The sequence below is a fragment of the Streptomyces sp. ISL-87 genome (genome assembly GCF_018614095.1).
GTDB lineage: Bacteria > Actinomycetota > Actinomycetes > Streptomycetales > Streptomycetaceae > Streptomyces.
Genome location: NZ_JAGGOY010000088.1, coordinates 1 through 15,521 on the forward strand (window position 1 = coordinate 1; position 15,521 = coordinate 15,521).

The window sequence follows — 15,521 nt, forward strand, 5'->3', positions numbered from 1 at the left end:
CCCGGGCCCTCTGGGGGTCCGCCCCAGACCCCGCGCCTCAAACGCCGGCGGGGCTTGATTTGGCCCGCGTCGACTGGACGGTGCGGCCTGGGGCAACGGGTCTTTCAGGACGTGGCCGATTTCAAGGGGGTCGCGGGGTCGGAGACCTTGGACGGGTCCATGGGGGTGGCGGCCTCGATCAGCTTGCGGCCCTGCGCCAGGTCGCGGGGGCGGCCCACCGCGAGGACCGCGACCAGCGCCCCGTCGCGGAGCCAGCACACCGACCAGGTGGGGTCGGCGGGGTCGCCCCGCCACAGGAGCGTGTCCGCGCCGCCGTGGTGGCCCGCGTACTGGACGAAGCGGCCGAACTGCTCCGACCAGAAGTACGGCACCGGGTCGTAGACCTCACCCCCGCCCCCCAGGATGTTCGCCGCGACCACCCTCGGCCCCTGCAAGGCGTTGTCCCAGTGGTGCACCAGCAGCCGCGCCGCATACCGCGCCGACGGGAAGGACGCGCAGTCCCCCACCGCGTACACCCCCGGCAGGGAAGTCCGCAGGTGGGCGTCCGCCGTGACCGAGCCGTCCGGCCCCAGCTGCACCCCCGACCCCGCCAGCCACCCCGTCGCCGGCCGGGCCCCGATGCCCACGACCACCGCGTCCGCCGCCAGCTCACGCCCGTCCGCCAGCAGGATCCGCCCGGACTCCACAGAGGCCACCCGGACGCCGGTCAGCAGGCCCGCCCCCGCCTCCGCGTACCACCGCGCCATCGGCGCCGCGACCTCCGCCGGCAGGGCCCCCGCCAGGACCCGGTCCGCCGCCTCGACCACGGTCACCTCGCAGCCCGCCTCCCGCGCGGCGGTGGCGAACTCCGCGCCGATCCACCCCGCCCCGACGACCACCGTCGCCGGCGCCGCCGCCAGCACCGGCCGCAGCCGCTCCGCATCGTCCAGGGTGCGCAGCAGATGCACGCCCGGGACGCCCTCGGACCCCGGCAGGGTCAGCGGTTCGGCGCCGGTCGCCAGCACGAGCACCTCGTACGGGACGGGGCCCGCCTCCGTGTCCAGCTCGCGCTCGGCGGCCCGCAGCCCGGTGACCTCCGTACCGAGCCGGAGCTCGATGCCGAGCCCTTCGAAGTCCACGTCGAACGCGGATCCCTCGGCCTTGCCGAGCAGCACCGCCTTGGACAGCGGGGGCCGGTCGTAGGGCTGGTGGGGTTCGGCGCCCAGCAAGGTCACAGGGCCGGTGAAGCCCTGTTCCCGGAGGGCGACCGCGGTCTGCACCCCGGCCATTCCGGCGCCGACGATGACGATGCCGCTCTGACTCTGTTCCGTCTGTTCCGTCTGCTCGCTCACCCGGCCCACCCTAATCATCTGACGACCCGTCAGGAACAGGGATGGGGGAAAGGCCGGGGAACGGCCCCGGGGAGGCAGCCTTACCCCGCATCGGCGCCGGGGATAGTCTGGCCACCGTACCTATCGCGGGAGTCCGGGCGCACCGGGCTGAGAGGGAGGCTGGCCGGCCTCCGACCGTACGAACCTGATCCGGGTCATGCCGGCGAAGGGAGGGGCTGGACGCCCATGCACTCATTGAAGAAAGCCGGGTCCGACGTCCTCGTCATCGGGGGTGGGATCATCGGCCTGGTCACCGCCTGGCGGGCCGCCCGGCGCGGGCTGCGGACCGTACTCGCCGACCCGTCCCCCGGCGGCGGCGCCGCCCAGGTCGCGGCCGGCATGCTCGCCGCCGTCACCGAACTGCACTACGGCGAGGAGACCCTCCTCGGTCTCAATCTCGCCTCCGCCGCCCGCTATCCGGAGTTCGCCGCCGAGCTCGCCGAGGCCAGCGGCGGCCTGGACATCGGCTACCGCGCCTGCGGCACCCTCGCCGTGGCCCTCGACGCCGACGACCGGCTGCACCTGCGCGAGCTGCACGCCCTCCAGCGCCGATGCGGCCTGGATTCCGAATGGCTGACCGGCCGCGAGTGCCGCCGCCTGGAGCCGCTGCTGGCCCCGGGCGTACGGGGCGGCCTGCGCGTGGACGGCGACCACCAGGTGGATCCGCGCCGGCTCGCGGCAGCGCTGCTGGCCGCCTGCGAACGGGCCGGCGTCGCCATCCACCGGGCGAGCGCGGAGCGGCTGCTCGTCACCGCCGACCGGGCCGCCGGCGCGCGGCTCGACGACGGTACGGAGCTGCGCGCCGACCAGGTCGTCCTGGCCGCGGGCTCGCTCAGCGGCCGGCTGGCCGGCGTACCGCCCGAGGTGGCGGCCCCCGTGCGGCCGGTGAAGGGCCAGGTACTCCGGCTCACCGTGCCGCCGGCCTACGCGCCGTTCCTGTCCCGGACCGTACGGGCCGTGGTGCGCGGAAGCCACGTCTACCTCGTCCCGCGCGAGAACGGCGAACTCGTCGTCGGCGCCACCAGCGAGGAACTCGGCTGGGACACCACCGTCACCGCGGGCGGGGTGTACGAGCTGCTGCGCGACGCCCACGAACTGGTACCCGGCATCACCGAACTCCCGCTGACCGAGACCCGGGCGGGACTGCGCCCCGGCTCGCCGGACAACGCGCCGCTGCTCGGCCCGACCGACCTGCCCGGGCTGCACCTGGCCACCGGGCACTACCGCAACGGGGTACTGCTGACCCCGGTCACCGGCGATGTGATGGCGGAGCTGCTGACCACCGGCGAACTGCCGGAGGCCGCCCGCCCGTTCACCCCCCGCCGCTTCGCCCAGGCACGTCAGGAGTCGTACGCATGACCATCTCCGTCAACGGCGAGCCGCGCGAGGTCGCGGCCGGCACCACGCTCGACGCGGTGGTCGCCACGCTGACCGCGGCCCCGTCCGGGGTCGCCGCCGCGCTCAACGAGACCGTGGTCCCGCGCGGGCAGTGGTCGCTCACGCCGGTGGGCGAGGGCGACCGGGTCGAGGTCCTCACCGCGGTCCAGGGGGGCTGAGCCATGGCTGACGACGTCTTCGAACTGGGCGGCCGGACCTTCTCCTCCCGCCTGATCATGGGTACGGGCGGGGCGCCGAGCCTCGACATCCTGGAACGCGCCCTGGTCGCCTCCGGCACCGAGCTCACCACGGTGGCGATGCGCCGCCTGGACCCGACGGTGCAGGGCTCGGTCCTGTCGGTCCTGGCCCGGCTCGGGATCGCGGTCCTGCCGAACACGGCGGGCTGCTTCACGGCGGGCGAGGCGGTGCTAACGGCGCGCCTCGCGCGTGAGGCGCTGGGCACGGACTGGATCAAGCTGGAGGTCGTCGCGGACGAGCGGACCCTGCTGCCGGACGGTGTCGAGCTGCTGGACGCGGCGGAGACTCTGGTGGACGAGGGCTTCACCGTGCTGCCTTACACGAACGACGATCCGGTGCTGGCGCGGAAGCTGGAGGATGTGGGGTGTGCGGCGATCATGCCGCTGGGTTCCCCGATCGGCTCCGGGATGGGCATCAGGAACCCGCACAACTTCGAGCTGATCGCGGAGCGGGCCGGGGTGCCGGTGATCCTGGACGCGGGGGCGGGGACCGCGTCGGACGCGGCGCTGGCGATGGAACTGGGGTGTGCCGGGGTCATGCTGGCCTCGGCGGTCACCCGGGCCCAGTCCCCCGTCCTCATGGCCGCGGCCATGCGGGACGCCGTCTCGGCGGGCCGCCTGGCCTTCCGGGCGGGCCGCATCCCGCAACGGCGCTTCGCTGAAGCCTCCTCGCCCGCGGCGGGCCGCGCCACCCTCGACCCGGAACGCCCGGCCTTCTGACGGCGTCCGCAGCGCGGAGTCGAACGCCGGCGGGGCTGTTTTCAGCTCCGTCGGCGTTCGAGGCGGAAACGGAGAAAGGGCGGGGCGGGAGAGGCGCCGCGCAGCGGGGTCACGGGTGGCGGGGACGTCACAGGTGCGCTGCAACGCGGGCCGCCCTGGTCGGGGCGACGCCGCGCACTCGTAGAATCGCCGGGTGGATACGACCCTGGATGACCCCCTCGTCGGGCGCGTGCTCGACGGCCGCTACCGCGTCGACGCCCGCATCGCGGCAGGCGGCATGGCCACGGTCTACCGCGCCCTCGACACCCGCCTCGACCGCGTCCTCGCACTGAAGGTGATGCATCCGGCCCTCGCCGCCGATGCCGCCTTCGTCGACCGCTTCATCCGCGAGGCCAAGTCCGTCGCCCGGCTCGCCCACCCCAATGTGGTGGCCGTCTTCGACCAGGGCACCGACGGCCCGTACACGTACCTCGCCATGGAGTACGTCTCCGGCTGCACCCTGCGCGACGTGCTCCGCGAGCGCGGCGCGCTCCAGCCCCGCGCCGCCCTCGACATCCTCGAACCCGTCCTCGCCGCCCTCGGCGCGGCCCACCGGGCCGGTTTCGTCCACCGCGACATGAAGCCCGAGAACGTGCTGATCGGCGACGACGGCCGGGTCAAGGTGGCCGACTTCGGGCTGGTCCGGTCCGTCGACTCCGTCACCAACACCACCGGCTCCGTGCTCGGCACCGTGTCGTACCTCGCCCCCGAGCAGATCGAGAACGGCGTCACCGACACCCGCGTGGACGTCTACGCCTGCGGTGTCGTCCTCTACGAGATGCTCACCGGGGCCAAACCGCACACCGGCGGCACCGCCGCCCAGGTGCTCTACCAGCACCTCAACGAGGATGTCCCGCCCCCGTCGGCCACCGTCCCGGGACTGCCCGTCGCCCTCGACGAGCTCGTCGCGCACGCCGCCGCCCGCAACCCCGACCTGCGCCCCTACGACGCGGCCGCCCTGCTGGGCCTGACCCTCGACGCCCGTGCGCAGCTCAGCGAGGCCGAGCTGGACTCCGTACCGCCGCAGGCGCGCGCCGAGGAGCGGAGCTCGACCGAGGACCGCACCAGCGTGATCCCGCGGCCGGTGGCCGAGGGACAGCAGCCCGTGCACCACACCTCCCGCCTGCAGATGCCCACGCCGCCGGCCCCGGCCGCGCGGTCGCGGGACCGCCGGCCCCGCCGCGGCACGCTCCTCGTGATCGCCGGTGTCCTCCTCGCGCTCGGCCTCGGCACCGGTGTCTGGTACATCAACTCCGGCCAGTTCACCCAGGTCCCCAACCTGCTCGGCAAGTCCGAGGCGCAGGCCAGGTCCGAACTCACGGAGGCCGGAATCGGTGTGAAGCGGGTCGAGCGGAGGTTCAGCGGGGTCTTCGACCGCGGGACCGTCATGGACACCGATCCCGCGGGCGGCAAGCGGATCCGCGGCAACGGCTCGGTGACGATCACCGTCTCCCGCGGCCCGGAGGTCGTCGCGGTGCCCGACCTCACGGGCAAGCCGCTGGAGGAGGCCAAGGCCGAGCTGACGAGGACGGGCCTCGCACCCGGCATCGTCACGCAGGTTTTCAGCCAGGACGTCGCCCAGGGCTCGGTGATCAGCACCTCCCCGGCGGGCGGCCAGAAGCGGGCGCCCGACACGGCGATCGCCCTCGTGGTCAGCAAGGGCCGTCCGGTCCAGGTCCCGAACGTGGCCGGCCGGCCCGTGGACCAGGCCCGCGCCGCTCTGCAGGACCTCGGCCTCAAGGTGGAGACGGCCGCCGAGCAGGTCAATTCCCCCTTCGCCGCCGGTACGGTCGCCAACCAGTCGGTCGGCGCCGGCACCCAGGCCGCGGCGGGCGACACGGTGACCCTCACGCTCTCCAAGGGCCCGCGCCCGGTCCAGGTGCCGAACGTGGTCGGCCAGGAGGTGGACGCGGCTCGAAAGACCCTGGAGGCGGCCGGGTTCAAGGTGAAGGTGGAGCGCCCGTTCCTCTCCTTCAGCAACACGGTGGACGCCCAGTCGGTCGCGGGCGGCCAGAACGCCCCCGAGGGCAGCACGATCACCCTCCGGACCAAGGGGCTGTAGCGGTACATGGAACAGGCCATACGCAATCCCGTGGGCGGACACGTCCCCGTCGCCGGCGGGCTCGCCTCGGTCGGGCTGACCTACGCGCGGGAGATGGGCGCCGAGGCCGTCCAGGTCTTCGTGGCCAATCCGCGCGGCTGGGCCACCCCGGTCGGCAATCCGGCGCAGGACGAGCTGTTCCGCGCCCAGTGCGCCGCCGAGGGCATCCCGGCGTACGTGCACGCGCCCTACCTGATCAACTTCGGCTCCCACACCGAGGCGACGGTGGAGAAGTCGGTGGAGTCGCTGCGGCACTCGCTGCGCCGCGGCCGGGAGATCGGCGCGCTGGGTGTGGTGGTCCACACCGGCTCGGCGACCGGAGGCCGCCCGCGCGAGGAGGCGTACGCGCAGGTCAGGGAGCACATGCTGCCGTTGCTCGATGAGCTGACGCACGACGACGACCCGTTCCTGCTGCTGGAGTCCACCGCCGGGCAGGGGTTCTCGCTCTGCTCGCGGACCTGGGACTTCGGCCCGTACTTCGAGGCGCTCGACCACCATCCGAAGCTCGGCATCTGCCTGGACACCTGCCACATCTTCGCGGCCGGGCACGACCTCGCGGAGCCCGGCGGCACCAAGCAGACGCTGGACCTGCTGGTGGACACGGTCGGCGAGGGCCGGCTGAAGCTGATCCACGCCAACGACTCCAAGGAGGGCGTCGGCGCCCACAAGGACCGGCACGCCAACATCGGCCAGGGCCACATCGGCCGGGACGCCTTCGCGGAGCTGTTCTCGCACCCCGCGACGGACGGCGTTCCGCTCATCATCGAGACGCCGGGCGGCAAGGAGGGGCACGCGGCGGACGTGGCCCTGCTGAAGGAGCTCCGCGAGCTTCACTGACCCGTTGAGGAATACCCCTGGGGGGTATACGGTTGTGCTATCCGCAGGACCGTTATCCGGCGTCCCCAGGGGGTTTCCGATGGACCGCGAGCACGCTCACGCGAACCACCATCAGCACGACGCGCACGAAGCGCACCACGGCCAGGAGCACGGGCACGGGCACGAGCACGGCCACGAGCACGGCCACGAGCACGGCCAGGTCAGCTGGGCCATGGCCGCCCGGGCCACCCTCCACTGCCTCACCGGATGCGCCATCGGCGAAGTGCTCGGCATGATCGTCGGGACGGCGCTGGGCTGGGGAAACCTCCCGACGATGGCCCTCGCGATCGTCCTCGCGTTCTTCTTCGGCTACGCGCTCACCCTGCGCGGGATCCTCACCGCCGGCGTTGACTTCCGTACGGCCGTCCGGGTGGCGCTGGCGGCGGACACTCTTTCGATCGCCGTCATGGAGCTGATCGACAACGGGGTGATCCTCGTGTGGCCCGGCGCCATGGACGCCCACCTCTCGGAGGCGCTGTTCTGGATCGCCCTGGCGATCTCGCTCGCCCTTGCGTTCGTCGTGACGACGCCGGTCAACAAGTGGATGATCGGCCGCGGCAAGGGTCACGCGGTCGTCCACCAGTACCACCACTGACGCCCGCCGACGACTACAGCTCGGGGCCGTCCCCCGGCTCCTCCTGGTACGAGTAGCGCTGCTCGCGCCAGGGGTCGCCGATGTTGTGGTAGCCGCGCTCCTCCCAGAAGCCGCGGCGGTCGGCGGTCATGTACTCGACGCCGCGCACCCACTTGGGGCCCTTCCAGGCGTACAGGTGCGGGACGACCAGCCGCACGGGGAACCCGTGCTCGGCGGTCAGCAGTTCACCGCCCTGGTGGGTGGCGAAAACGGTCCGCTCGGAGGCGAAATCGGCCATCCGCAGGTTCGAGCTGAAGCCGTACTCGGCCCACACCATCACATGCGTGGCCTGCGGGGCGGGCGGGGCCAGTTCGAGGACGGTGCGCGCGAGCACCCCGCCCCATTCGGCTCCCGGCATGCTGAACTTCGTCACGCAGTGCAGATCCGCCACCACCGAGTCGAACGGCAGGGCCGTGAACTCCTCGTGGTTCCAGCAGTGCTTCTCACCGTCGGCCGTCGCACCGAAGACGCGGAACTCCCAGCGGTCCGGCTTGAACTTGGGGACGGGCCCGTAATGGGTGACCGGCCAGCCGCGCTGCAACCGCTGTCCCGGTGGGAGCTCAAGCTGCTCTGCTCCCGGAGATTCCCGGCTTTCCGGCTGACCCATGACTCCATGGTGACAGACGTCGCGGGGTGGTCGTGACCAGCTCCGGGCCGATTCGGGCAAGTCACGGCAACTCCCACTAAGGAGGCACTTACTGGACGGCCTCCTGCGGCGGTGCAAGGATGCGCGCACTGCCCAGTCACGTAGCTGACATTGCTTGGAAGGAGCCTCTGCGATGCAGGGCGACCCCGAGGTCCTTGAGTTTCTGAACGAGCAGCTGACCGGCGAGCTCACGGCGATCAACCAGTACTGGCTTCACTACCGGATCCAGGACAACAAGGGTTGGACCAAGCTCGCGAACTACACCCGTGCCGAGTCCATCGACGAGATGAAGCACGCGGACAAGATCACCGAGCGCATCCTGATGCTCGACGGCCTCCCGAACTACCAGCGCCTCTTCCACGTCCGCGTCGGCCAGACCCTGACGGAGATGTTCCAGGCGGACCGGCAGGTGGAGGTCGAGGCGATCGACCGCCTCAAGCGCGGGATCGAGGTCATGCGCGGCAAGGGTGACATCACCTCGGCGCGGCTGTTCGAGGAGATCCTGGAGGACGAGGAGCACCACATCGACTACCTCGACACCCAGCTGGAGCTCATCGAGAGCATCGGCGAGCCGCTCTACATCGCGCAGCTGATCGAGCAGCCCGAAAGCTGAGCCACACGAGCCGAGCTACGCGGCTTCGGCGAGCCGGGGTCCGGCAGTGGAGAACGCCGGGTCCGCGGCGAGCACGGCGGCCGCGTTGCCCGTTTCGAGCAGTTCGCGGCGCGGGCAGGCCCCGCGGCCGAGGAGGCCCTGGATGGTGCGCACGCAAGAACCGCAGTCGGTTCCGGCCTTGGTGGCCGAGGCGATCTGGCGCGGCGTGCAGGCCCCGGCAGCCGCGTGGTCCTTGACCTGCTCGTCGGTGATCCCGAAGCAAGAGCAGACGTACACGCGGTTCACCTCCCAGGTAAGGAATGGTTCTGCGAGCCACCCCTATTCGGTGAGGCTTACCTAACCGTACCCAAAGTTAGGGTCGCCTAAAAGCCCTGGGAACGACAGTGGGGCGCGGATCACATCGATCCGCGCCCCACTGTCACGAGCTGCTTACTTACTGGTCCCGGTACATCTCTGCGACCAGGAACGCCAGGTCCAGGGACTGGCTGCGGTTGAGCCGCGGGTCGCAGGCCGTCTCGTAGCGCTGGTGCAGGTCGTCGACGAAGATCTCGTCGCCGCCGCCCACGCACTCGGTGACGTCGTCACCGGTGAGCTCGACGTGGATGCCGCCCGGGTGGGTGCCGAGGCCCTTGTGGACCTCGAAGAAGCCCTTGACCTCGTCGAGCACGTCGTCGAAACGGCGCGTCTTGTGGCCGGAGGCGGCCTCGAAGGTGTTGCCGTGCATCGGGTCGGTCACCCAGGCGACGGTCGCGCCGGAGGCGGTGACCTTCTCGACCAGTTCGGGGAGCTTGTCGCGGACCTTGTCGGCGCCCATGCGGACGACGAAGGTGAGCCGGCCCGGCTCGCGCTCGGGGTCCAGGCGGTCGATGTACGTCAGCGCCTCGTCCACCGTGGTGGTCGGGCCGAGCTTGATGCCGATCGGGTTGGCGATCTGCGAGCAGAACTCGATGTGCGCGTGGTCCAGCTGGCGGGTGCGCTCACCGATCCAGACCATGTGGCCGGAGGTGTCGTACAGCTTGCCGGTCCGCGAGTCGGTGCGGGTCAGCGCACCCTCGTAGTCGAGCAGCAGCGCCTCGTGGGAGGCGTAGAACTCGACGGCCTTGAACTCGGCCGGGTCGGTGCCGCAGGCCTTCATGAAGTTCAGCGCGTTGTCGATCTCCCGCGCGAGCTGCTCGTAGCGCTGCCCGGACGGGGAGGACCTCACGAAGTCCTGGTTCCAGGCGTGCACCTGGCGCAGGTCGGCGTAGCCACCGGTGGTGAAGGCGCGCACCAGGTTCAGCGTCGACGCGGACGCGTGGTACATCTGCTTCAGCCGCTCGGGGTCCGGGATCCGGGCCTCTTCGGTGAAGGCGAAGCCGTTGACGGAGTCGCCGCGGTAGGTCGGCAGGGTGATGCCGTCGCGGGTCTCGGTGTCCTTGGAACGCGGCTTGGAGTACTGGCCCGCGATCCGGCCGACCTTGACGACGGGCACGGAGGCCGCGTAGGTCAGGACGGCGCTCATCTGGAGCAGCGTCTTCAGCTTGGCGCGGATGTGTTCGGCGGACACGGCGTCGAAGGCCTCGGCGCAGTCGCCGCCCTGGAGCAGGAACGCCTCGCCCTTGGCGACGGCTCCCAGACGGGCGCGCAGCTGGTCGCACTCACCCGCGAAAACGAGGGGAGGATACGACTCGAGGTCCGCGACGACAGCGCGCAGAGCCTCGGCATCGGGGTACGAAGGCTGCTGCGCCGCGGGAAGGTCTCGCCAGGTCGCCTTGGCGGCGGGGGCTTGGGTTTCAGCGTTCACGGTCACCTCGTACACATTACGGCGTTACGCGCCCCGTCCAGCCCGACGCCCACAACGTGAGACAGAAGTCTCTCAGAGCGCACCGAGGCCCTGTTTCGGACCGCCGCGGCGGTCATGCGGCGGGCATACGCCGGGCGTATTCGGATGCTTCGCCTCCGGCAACGGGTGGGCTATGGTCGGCGGCATGTACGCGCACTCGAACCAGAACTGGTGGTGGCCCGCTTCCGGCGGCCCACCCCTCGCGCGTACCCACTGACACGAACGACGCGACGCGAAGGCCGCCCGAGGGGCGGCCTTCGGCGTTTCCGGGCCCGGGCCGTCCCCCTCTCTCTCGCCTCGTCTCGTCTCGACTCGTCTCGCCTCACCTCACCGAGAAGGACGCCCGCCCCATGGAACTCAGCCGTCTGCTCGACGACTCCTGCCCGCCGTTCGCCCTTCTGCGCCGCCGGACGCCCGGCCGCGACCACGACACCGTCGAGGTGCTGATCGGCGCCGTCCACGAGGCCGGGCGCCTCGCCGACCTGCCCGTCGGGGAGCTGCCGACCCTGGCGCTCGTACCGTTCCGGCAGATCCGGGAGCGCGGATTCGACGTACGCGACGACGGCACGCCGCTGAGCGTGCTGGTGGCCGAGGAGGCGTACGAGATCCCGCTCGCGCGGGCGCTGGAGGCGCTGCCGGACCACGCGGTACGGGTGGAGAGCGGCGGCTTCGACGTGCCGGACGAGGAGTACGCGGCCACGGTCGAGCGGGTCATCCGGGACGAGATCGGCCGCGGGGAGGGTGCGAACTTCGTCATCCGGCGTACGTACGAGGGCCGGATCGAGGGCTTCGGCCGGGCCGACGCGCTCGCGCTGTTCCGGCGGTTGCTGCTGGGCGAGCGGGGCGCGTACTGGACGTATGTCGTCCACACCGGCGAGCGCACCCTGATCGGCGCGAGCCCGGAGGTGCACGTGCGGATGTCCGGCGGCACGGTCGTGATGAACCCGATCAGCGGAACGTACCGCTACCCGTCCGAGGGCCCCACGGCCGAGTCCCTCCTCGCCTTCCTCGGTGACCGCAAGGAGACCGAGGAGCTGTCCATGGTGGTGGACGAGGAGCTCAAGATGATGTGCACCGTCGGCGACATGGGCGGGGTCGTCGTCGGACCGCGGCTGAAGGAGATGGCGCACCTCGCGCACACCGAGTACGAGCTGCGCGGCCGGTCCTCGCTGGACGTGCGGGAGGTGCTGCGGGAGACCATGTTCGCGGCAACGGTTACGGGCTCACCGGTGCAGAACGCCTGCCGGGTCATCGAGCGGTACGAGGCCGGGGGCCGCGGCTACTACGCGGGCGCGCTGGCCCTGCTGGGGCACGACTCCGCCGGGGCGCAGACCCTGGATTCCCCCATCCTGATCCGCACCGCCGACATCGCACCGGACGGCACCCTGCGCGTCCCGGTCGGCGCCACGCTGGTGCGTCACTCCGACCCGGCGGGCGAGGTGGCGGAGACCCACGCGAAGGCCGCGGGCGTGCTGGCGGCGCTCGGGGTCCGGCCGGCGGCCCCGCGGCCGGCCTTCGACGGGGCGCGGCTGGCGGACGACCCCCGGGTCCAGGCGGCCCTGGCCTCCCGGCGCCAGGACCTGGCCCCGTTCTGGCTCCGGATGCAGGATCGGCCGGCGTCGGCGGCGGGCCACGCCCTGGTGGTGGACGCGGAGGACACCTTCACGGCGATGCTGGCCCACGTCCTGCGGGTGACCGGGCTGGAGGTGACCGTACGCCGCTACGACGATCCGGGGCTGCGGGCGGCGGCCATGGCCTGGGACGGCCCGATCGTGCTGGGTCCGGGCCCGGGCAACCCGGCGGACGCGGCCGATCCCAGGATGCGGCTGCTGCGCGCCCTGGCGGCGGACCTCCTGGCCTCGCACCGGGGCGGCGTCCTGGGGGTCTGCCTCGGGCACGAGCTGCTCGCCGCCGAGCTGGGCCTGCCGCTGATCCGCAAGGCGGAGCCGGCGCAGGGGGCGCAGACCCGGATCGACCTCTTCGGGGCCGAGGAGGTCGTCGGGTTCTACAACACGTACACGGCGCGGTGTGACGACGCGGCGGCGGACCGGCTCGGCCTGACCGGCGTCGAGGTCTCCCGGGACCGGGCCACGGGCGAGGTCCACGCCCTGCGGTCGGCCGACGGCGGCTTCGCGGGGGTCCAGTTCCACCCGGAGTCGGTCCTCACCCTCCGCGGCGCGGAACTCCTCCACGACCTCCTGACCCAGGTCCGGTCGACCACCCCGGCGTAGGCGGTGTCCGGCGGGGCTGAAATCAGCCCCGCCGGCGTTGGAGGCGGAAACGGTGAAAGGGCGTGGCGGGGAGGGCTCGGCGCAGCGGGACGACTAGACGGGCTTCGGCTTGCGGCCCGACTGGAAGCTGCGTACGAGCTGCCAGGTCAGCACCGGTCCCAGCAGCACCAGCAGGGGGAAGAGCACGTCGAACGCGCCGAACGCGAGCGCCAGCGAGACCGGCGCCCCCAGGAACTGGTCGGCGAAGGCCAGCCACCGGTCGATGCGCTGCCCGGCTTCGGCCCGGAGCGCGGGCCGCAGGGCCCGTACGGCGAGCAGCAGCTGAACGGCGGCAAAGGCCAGCATGATCCAGCGAAACGCAGCAGGTATCTCCACACGGCCGAATTTAGCCCCTGCCCGGCCCCGCCGATATGGCTGGTGATCGACAACGAGGTGAACTCCCGGCGCCCGCCGCCGTCCCCTACCCCGCCGGGGACAGCGTGTTCTCCGACCTCCGACCGGCCAGGTAATCGGCCGCGTTCCGGACCGTGGCGTCGATGATCTGCCCCACCGCCTCATGCGTGTAGTACGCCTGGTGCGAGGTCACCACCACGTTCGGGAAGGTGATCAGCCGGTGGAACGCTGGGCGATCATCCTGGTCCCGCCCGCGGCCAGGATCCGCAGCACCCGCCCGCTCAGGTCGGAGTTGACGCTGGAGGAGACGATCTCGTACCCGGCGGCGACCGGTGCGGTGTCCTCGTTGAGGAAGACGTCCAGGGAGCGCACGTCGTGGTGGCCCGCGAACGCCCTCTCCATGAGCGGCTTCTCGTCCGCCTGCACCCCGAATGCCAGGATTTCCACGTGCACTCCCGTCCTGCGCGCAATCGTCGGACCATGGGTCGCTTGTCACGATACGACCCATGGTCCGCGTATACGCCCAGGGCGTCACCGGGCGTCACCGGGCAACCGGGCACCGCCGGGCATCGCCGGGATCAGCCGAAGAAGACCCCGACCTCCTCGTACAGCGCCGGGTCCACCGTCTTCAGCCTGGCCGTCGCCTCCGAGATCGACACCCGGACGATGTCCGTCCCCTTCAGCGCGACCATCTTGCCGAAGTCCCCGTCCCGCACCGCGTCGATGGCGTGCAGCCCGAACCGCGTCGCCAGCCACCGGTCGAACGCGCTCGGCGTACCGCCCCGCTGGATGTGCCCGAGCACCGTCGTGCGGGCTTCCTTGCCGGTCCGCGCCTCGATCTCCTTCGCCAGCCACTCGCCCACGCCCGACAGCCGGACATGCCCGAAGGAGTCCTGGGTCGCGTCCTTCAGCACCATCTCCCCGTCCGTCGGCATCGCCCCCTCCGCGACCACCACGATCGGCGCATAGCTCGCCTTGAACCGGGAGGTCACCCAGGCGCACACCTTGTCCATGTCGAAGCGCTGCTCCGGGATGAGGATGACGTTGGCGCCCCCCGCCAGCCCCGAGTGCAGGGCGATCCAGCCGGCGTGGCGGCCCATCACCTCGACGACCAGCACCCGCATGTGCGACTCGGCCGTGGTGTGCAGCCGGTCGATGGCCTCCGTGGCGATCCCGACGGCCGTGTCGAAACCGAAGGTGTAGTCCGTGGCCGACAGGTCGTTGTCGATGGTCTTCGGCACGCCCACGCACGGGATGCCGTACTCCTCGTAGAGCTTGGCCGCCACCCCCAGGGTGTCCTCACCGCCGATCGCGACGAGGGCCTCCACCTCGTACTTGGCGAGGTTCTCCTTGATCTGCCGGACCCCGTTCTCCTGCTTGAGCGGGTTGGTGCGCGAGGAGCCGAGGATGGTCCCGCCGCGCGGCAGGATCCCGCGGACGGCGGGGATGCCGAGGGGGACGGTGTCCCCCTCGATCGCACCGCGCCAGCCGTCCTTGAAGCCGATGAACTCGTACGCGTACTCCTGCACACCCTTGCGCACGACGGCCCGGATGACCGCGTTGAGCCCGGGGCAGTCGCCGCCGCCCGTCAGCACTCCGACCTTCATGGAATTTCTCCCTTCGCCACAGGGCCCGCTGAGCCCGCGGAGCCCGCATGACGGCCACGCTAACGGTGACTCAGGTCACATCAAGGCGCTTGGAAGGGTCAATTCCGGTGAAATTACGAGGCGTTGCGTACGCCCCGTTCACTCGTACGGGGAAGTGGGCGCGGGTGTACGCACGGGGAACGGCCTTACGCGTCGTCGAGTCCGCGCTCTATGGCGTAGCGGACGAGCTCCACCCGGTTGTGCAACTGGAGCTTGCCCAGGGTGTTCTGGACGTGGTTCTGCACCGTGCGGTGGGAGATGACCAGCCGCTCCGCGATCTGCTTGTACGAGAGCCCCTTGGCCACCAGCCGCAGCACCTCGGTCTCCCGGTCGGTCAGCTGCGGGGCCTTCGGCTCGTCGGATGTGGCCGGGGCCGGGTCGGTGGCCAGGCGCCGGTACTCGCCGAGGACGAGGCCCGCCAGGCCCGGGGTGAAGACCGGGTCGCCGGCCGCGGTGCGGCGGACCGCGTCGATCAGCTCCTGGGCTCCCGCGGACTTCAGCAGGTACCCGGTGGCGCCGGACTTGACCGCCTCCAGGACATCGGCGTGCTCGCCGCTGGCCGACAGGACGAGGACCCGCAGCGCCGGGTCGGCGCCGACCAGCTCCTTGCAGACCTGGACCCCGGGCATGCCCGGCAGGTTGAGGTCGAGGACCAGGACGTGCGGGGCGGCCGCGTGGGCCCGGCGTACCGCCTCGGGGCCGTCTCCGGCGGTGGCCACGACATCGAATCCGGCGGCGGCCAGGTCGCGGGCGACCGCGTCCCGCCACATCGGATGGTCGTCGACGACCATCACCT

At 71.7% G+C, this 15,521-nt stretch carries 16 protein-coding genes, 1 pseudogene and 1 riboswitch; of the genes and pseudogenes, 8 read left to right on the plus strand and 9 right to left on the minus strand.

Annotation, left to right across the window (positions count from 1 at the left end):
- Window positions 1–104: 104 nt before the first annotated feature.
- On the minus strand, window positions 105–1,331 hold the full coding sequence (locus tag J7I97_RS29465; protein WP_308363320.1) for an FAD-dependent oxidoreductase: 1,227 nt from the start codon (window positions 1,329–1,331) through the stop codon (window positions 105–107).
- A gap of 115 nt (window positions 1,332–1,446) precedes the next feature.
- Window positions 1,447–1,559, plus strand: a riboswitch (TPP riboswitch).
- Here J7I97_RS29465 and thiO point away from each other — a divergent pair.
- The 6 genes from thiO to J7I97_RS29495 all read left to right on the plus strand — a co-directional run bounded on the left by thiO (window position 1,557) and on the right by J7I97_RS29495 (window position 7,335).
- Entirely contained in the window at window positions 1,557–2,729 is a 1,173-nt protein-coding gene (thiO, locus tag J7I97_RS29470; RefSeq protein WP_214940814.1) for a glycine oxidase ThiO, read from the plus strand. It overlaps the preceding riboswitch by 3 nt.
- On the plus strand, window positions 2,726–2,926 hold the full coding sequence (gene thiS / locus J7I97_RS29475) for a sulfur carrier protein ThiS (protein WP_214940816.1): 201 nt from the start codon (window positions 2,726–2,728) through the stop codon (window positions 2,924–2,926). Before thiO ends, thiS begins: the two co-directional genes overlap by 4 nt.
- Before the next feature lie 3 nt (window positions 2,927–2,929).
- Complete coding sequence (locus J7I97_RS29480) at window positions 2,930–3,724, plus strand: thiazole synthase (protein WP_214940818.1); 795 nt, start codon at window positions 2,930–2,932, stop codon at window positions 3,722–3,724.
- 193 nt (window positions 3,725–3,917) lie between these two features.
- The gene (gene pknB / locus J7I97_RS29485) at window positions 3,918–5,825 is read left to right on the plus strand and encodes a Stk1 family PASTA domain-containing Ser/Thr kinase (protein WP_214940820.1); all 1,908 of its coding nucleotides are present in this window, start codon (window positions 3,918–3,920) and stop codon (window positions 5,823–5,825) included.
- Between the two features lie 6 nt (window positions 5,826–5,831).
- Window positions 5,832–6,701, plus strand: coding sequence for a deoxyribonuclease IV (locus J7I97_RS29490; protein ID WP_214940822.1), 870 nt, complete (start codon window positions 5,832–5,834; stop codon window positions 6,699–6,701).
- 79 nt (window positions 6,702–6,780) lie between these two features.
- On the plus strand, window positions 6,781–7,335 hold the full coding sequence (locus tag J7I97_RS29495) for a DUF4396 domain-containing protein (RefSeq protein WP_214940824.1): 555 nt from the start codon (window positions 6,781–6,783) through the stop codon (window positions 7,333–7,335).
- 13 nt (window positions 7,336–7,348) lie between these two features.
- Here the strand turns inward: J7I97_RS29495 and J7I97_RS29500 are convergent, their stop codons facing one another.
- Window positions 7,349–7,981 (minus strand): sulfite oxidase-like oxidoreductase, encoded by a 633-nt coding sequence (locus J7I97_RS29500; RefSeq protein ID WP_214940826.1) that lies wholly within the window; start codon window positions 7,979–7,981, stop codon window positions 7,349–7,351.
- A 172-nt stretch (window positions 7,982–8,153) separates the two neighbouring features.
- Here J7I97_RS29500 and bfr point away from each other — a divergent pair, with 172 nt between their 5' ends.
- Entirely contained in the window at window positions 8,154–8,633 is a 480-nt protein-coding gene (bfr, locus tag J7I97_RS29505; protein ID WP_053676038.1) for a bacterioferritin, read from the plus strand.
- A 15-nt stretch (window positions 8,634–8,648) separates the two neighbouring features.
- On the opposite strand, the gene J7I97_RS29510 is transcribed toward bfr, so the two are convergent.
- Together J7I97_RS29510 and J7I97_RS29515 are read right to left on the minus strand one after the other, a co-directional pair.
- Entirely contained in the window at window positions 8,649–8,909 is a 261-nt protein-coding gene (locus tag J7I97_RS29510; protein WP_214940829.1) for a bacterioferritin-associated ferredoxin, read from the minus strand.
- A 157-nt stretch (window positions 8,910–9,066) separates the two neighbouring features.
- Window positions 9,067–10,431, minus strand: coding sequence for a class II 3-deoxy-7-phosphoheptulonate synthase (locus J7I97_RS29515; RefSeq protein ID WP_374103543.1), 1,365 nt, complete (start codon window positions 10,429–10,431; stop codon window positions 9,067–9,069).
- Window positions 10,432–10,805: 374 nt separating this feature from the next.
- Here J7I97_RS29515 and J7I97_RS29520 point away from each other — a divergent pair, with 374 nt between their 5' ends.
- A complete protein-coding gene (locus J7I97_RS29520) occupies window positions 10,806–12,686 on the plus strand; it encodes an anthranilate synthase family protein (protein ID WP_214940833.1) in 1,881 nt (626 codons plus the stop codon).
- 93 nt (window positions 12,687–12,779) lie between these two features.
- Here J7I97_RS29520 and J7I97_RS29525 read toward each other — a convergent pair whose 3' ends face one another.
- The 5 genes and pseudogenes from J7I97_RS29525 to J7I97_RS29540 all read right to left on the minus strand — a co-directional run bounded on the left by J7I97_RS29525 (window position 12,780) and on the right by J7I97_RS29540 (window position 15,516).
- Complete coding sequence (locus tag J7I97_RS29525; RefSeq protein ID WP_214940837.1) at window positions 12,780–13,061, minus strand: hypothetical protein; 282 nt, start codon at window positions 13,059–13,061, stop codon at window positions 12,780–12,782.
- A gap of 85 nt (window positions 13,062–13,146) precedes the next feature.
- A complete protein-coding gene (locus J7I97_RS39690; RefSeq protein ID WP_285441124.1) occupies window positions 13,147–13,278 on the minus strand; it encodes a hypothetical protein in 132 nt (43 codons plus the stop codon).
- A gap of 17 nt (window positions 13,279–13,295) precedes the next feature.
- Window positions 13,296–13,526: pseudogene (locus J7I97_RS29530) on the minus strand (2-hydroxyacid dehydrogenase); the annotation flags it as partial.
- Between the two features lie 131 nt (window positions 13,527–13,657).
- Complete coding sequence (locus J7I97_RS29535; protein WP_214940840.1) at window positions 13,658–14,686, minus strand: 6-phosphofructokinase; 1,029 nt, start codon at window positions 14,684–14,686, stop codon at window positions 13,658–13,660.
- Window positions 14,687–14,871: 185 nt separating this feature from the next.
- Complete coding sequence (locus J7I97_RS29540) at window positions 14,872–15,516, minus strand: response regulator transcription factor (RefSeq protein ID WP_214940918.1); 645 nt, start codon at window positions 15,514–15,516, stop codon at window positions 14,872–14,874.
- Window positions 15,517–15,521 lie beyond the last annotated feature (5 nt).

Excerpts from the sequence above, each read along its gene's own strand:
- J7I97_RS29535 (WP_214940840.1), bottom strand. The coding sequence starts at position 14,686 with ATGAAGGTCGGAGTGCTGACGGGCGGCGGCGACTGCCCCGGGCTCAAC.
- J7I97_RS29500 (WP_214940826.1), bottom strand. The coding sequence starts at position 7,981 with ATGGGTCAGCCGGAAAGCCGGGAATCTCCGGGAGCAGAGCAGCTTGAG.
- thiO (WP_214940814.1), top strand. The coding sequence starts at position 1,557 with ATGCACTCATTGAAGAAAGCCGGGTCCGACGTCCTCGTCATCGGGGGT.
- bfr (WP_053676038.1), top strand. The coding sequence starts at position 8,154 with ATGCAGGGCGACCCCGAGGTCCTTGAGTTTCTGAACGAGCAGCTGACC.
- J7I97_RS29490 (WP_214940822.1), top strand. The coding sequence starts at position 5,832 with ATGGAACAGGCCATACGCAATCCCGTGGGCGGACACGTCCCCGTCGCC.
- J7I97_RS29520 (WP_214940833.1), top strand. The coding sequence starts at position 10,806 with ATGGAACTCAGCCGTCTGCTCGACGACTCCTGCCCGCCGTTCGCCCTT.
- J7I97_RS29495 (WP_214940824.1), top strand. The coding sequence starts at position 6,781 with ATGGACCGCGAGCACGCTCACGCGAACCACCATCAGCACGACGCGCAC.
- J7I97_RS29480 (WP_214940818.1), top strand. The coding sequence starts at position 2,930 with ATGGCTGACGACGTCTTCGAACTGGGCGGCCGGACCTTCTCCTCCCGC.
- J7I97_RS29540 (WP_214940918.1), bottom strand. The coding sequence starts at position 15,516 with ATGGTCGTCGACGACCATCCGATGTGGCGGGACGCGGTCGCCCGCGAC.
- thiS (WP_214940816.1), top strand. The coding sequence starts at position 2,726 with ATGACCATCTCCGTCAACGGCGAGCCGCGCGAGGTCGCGGCCGGCACC.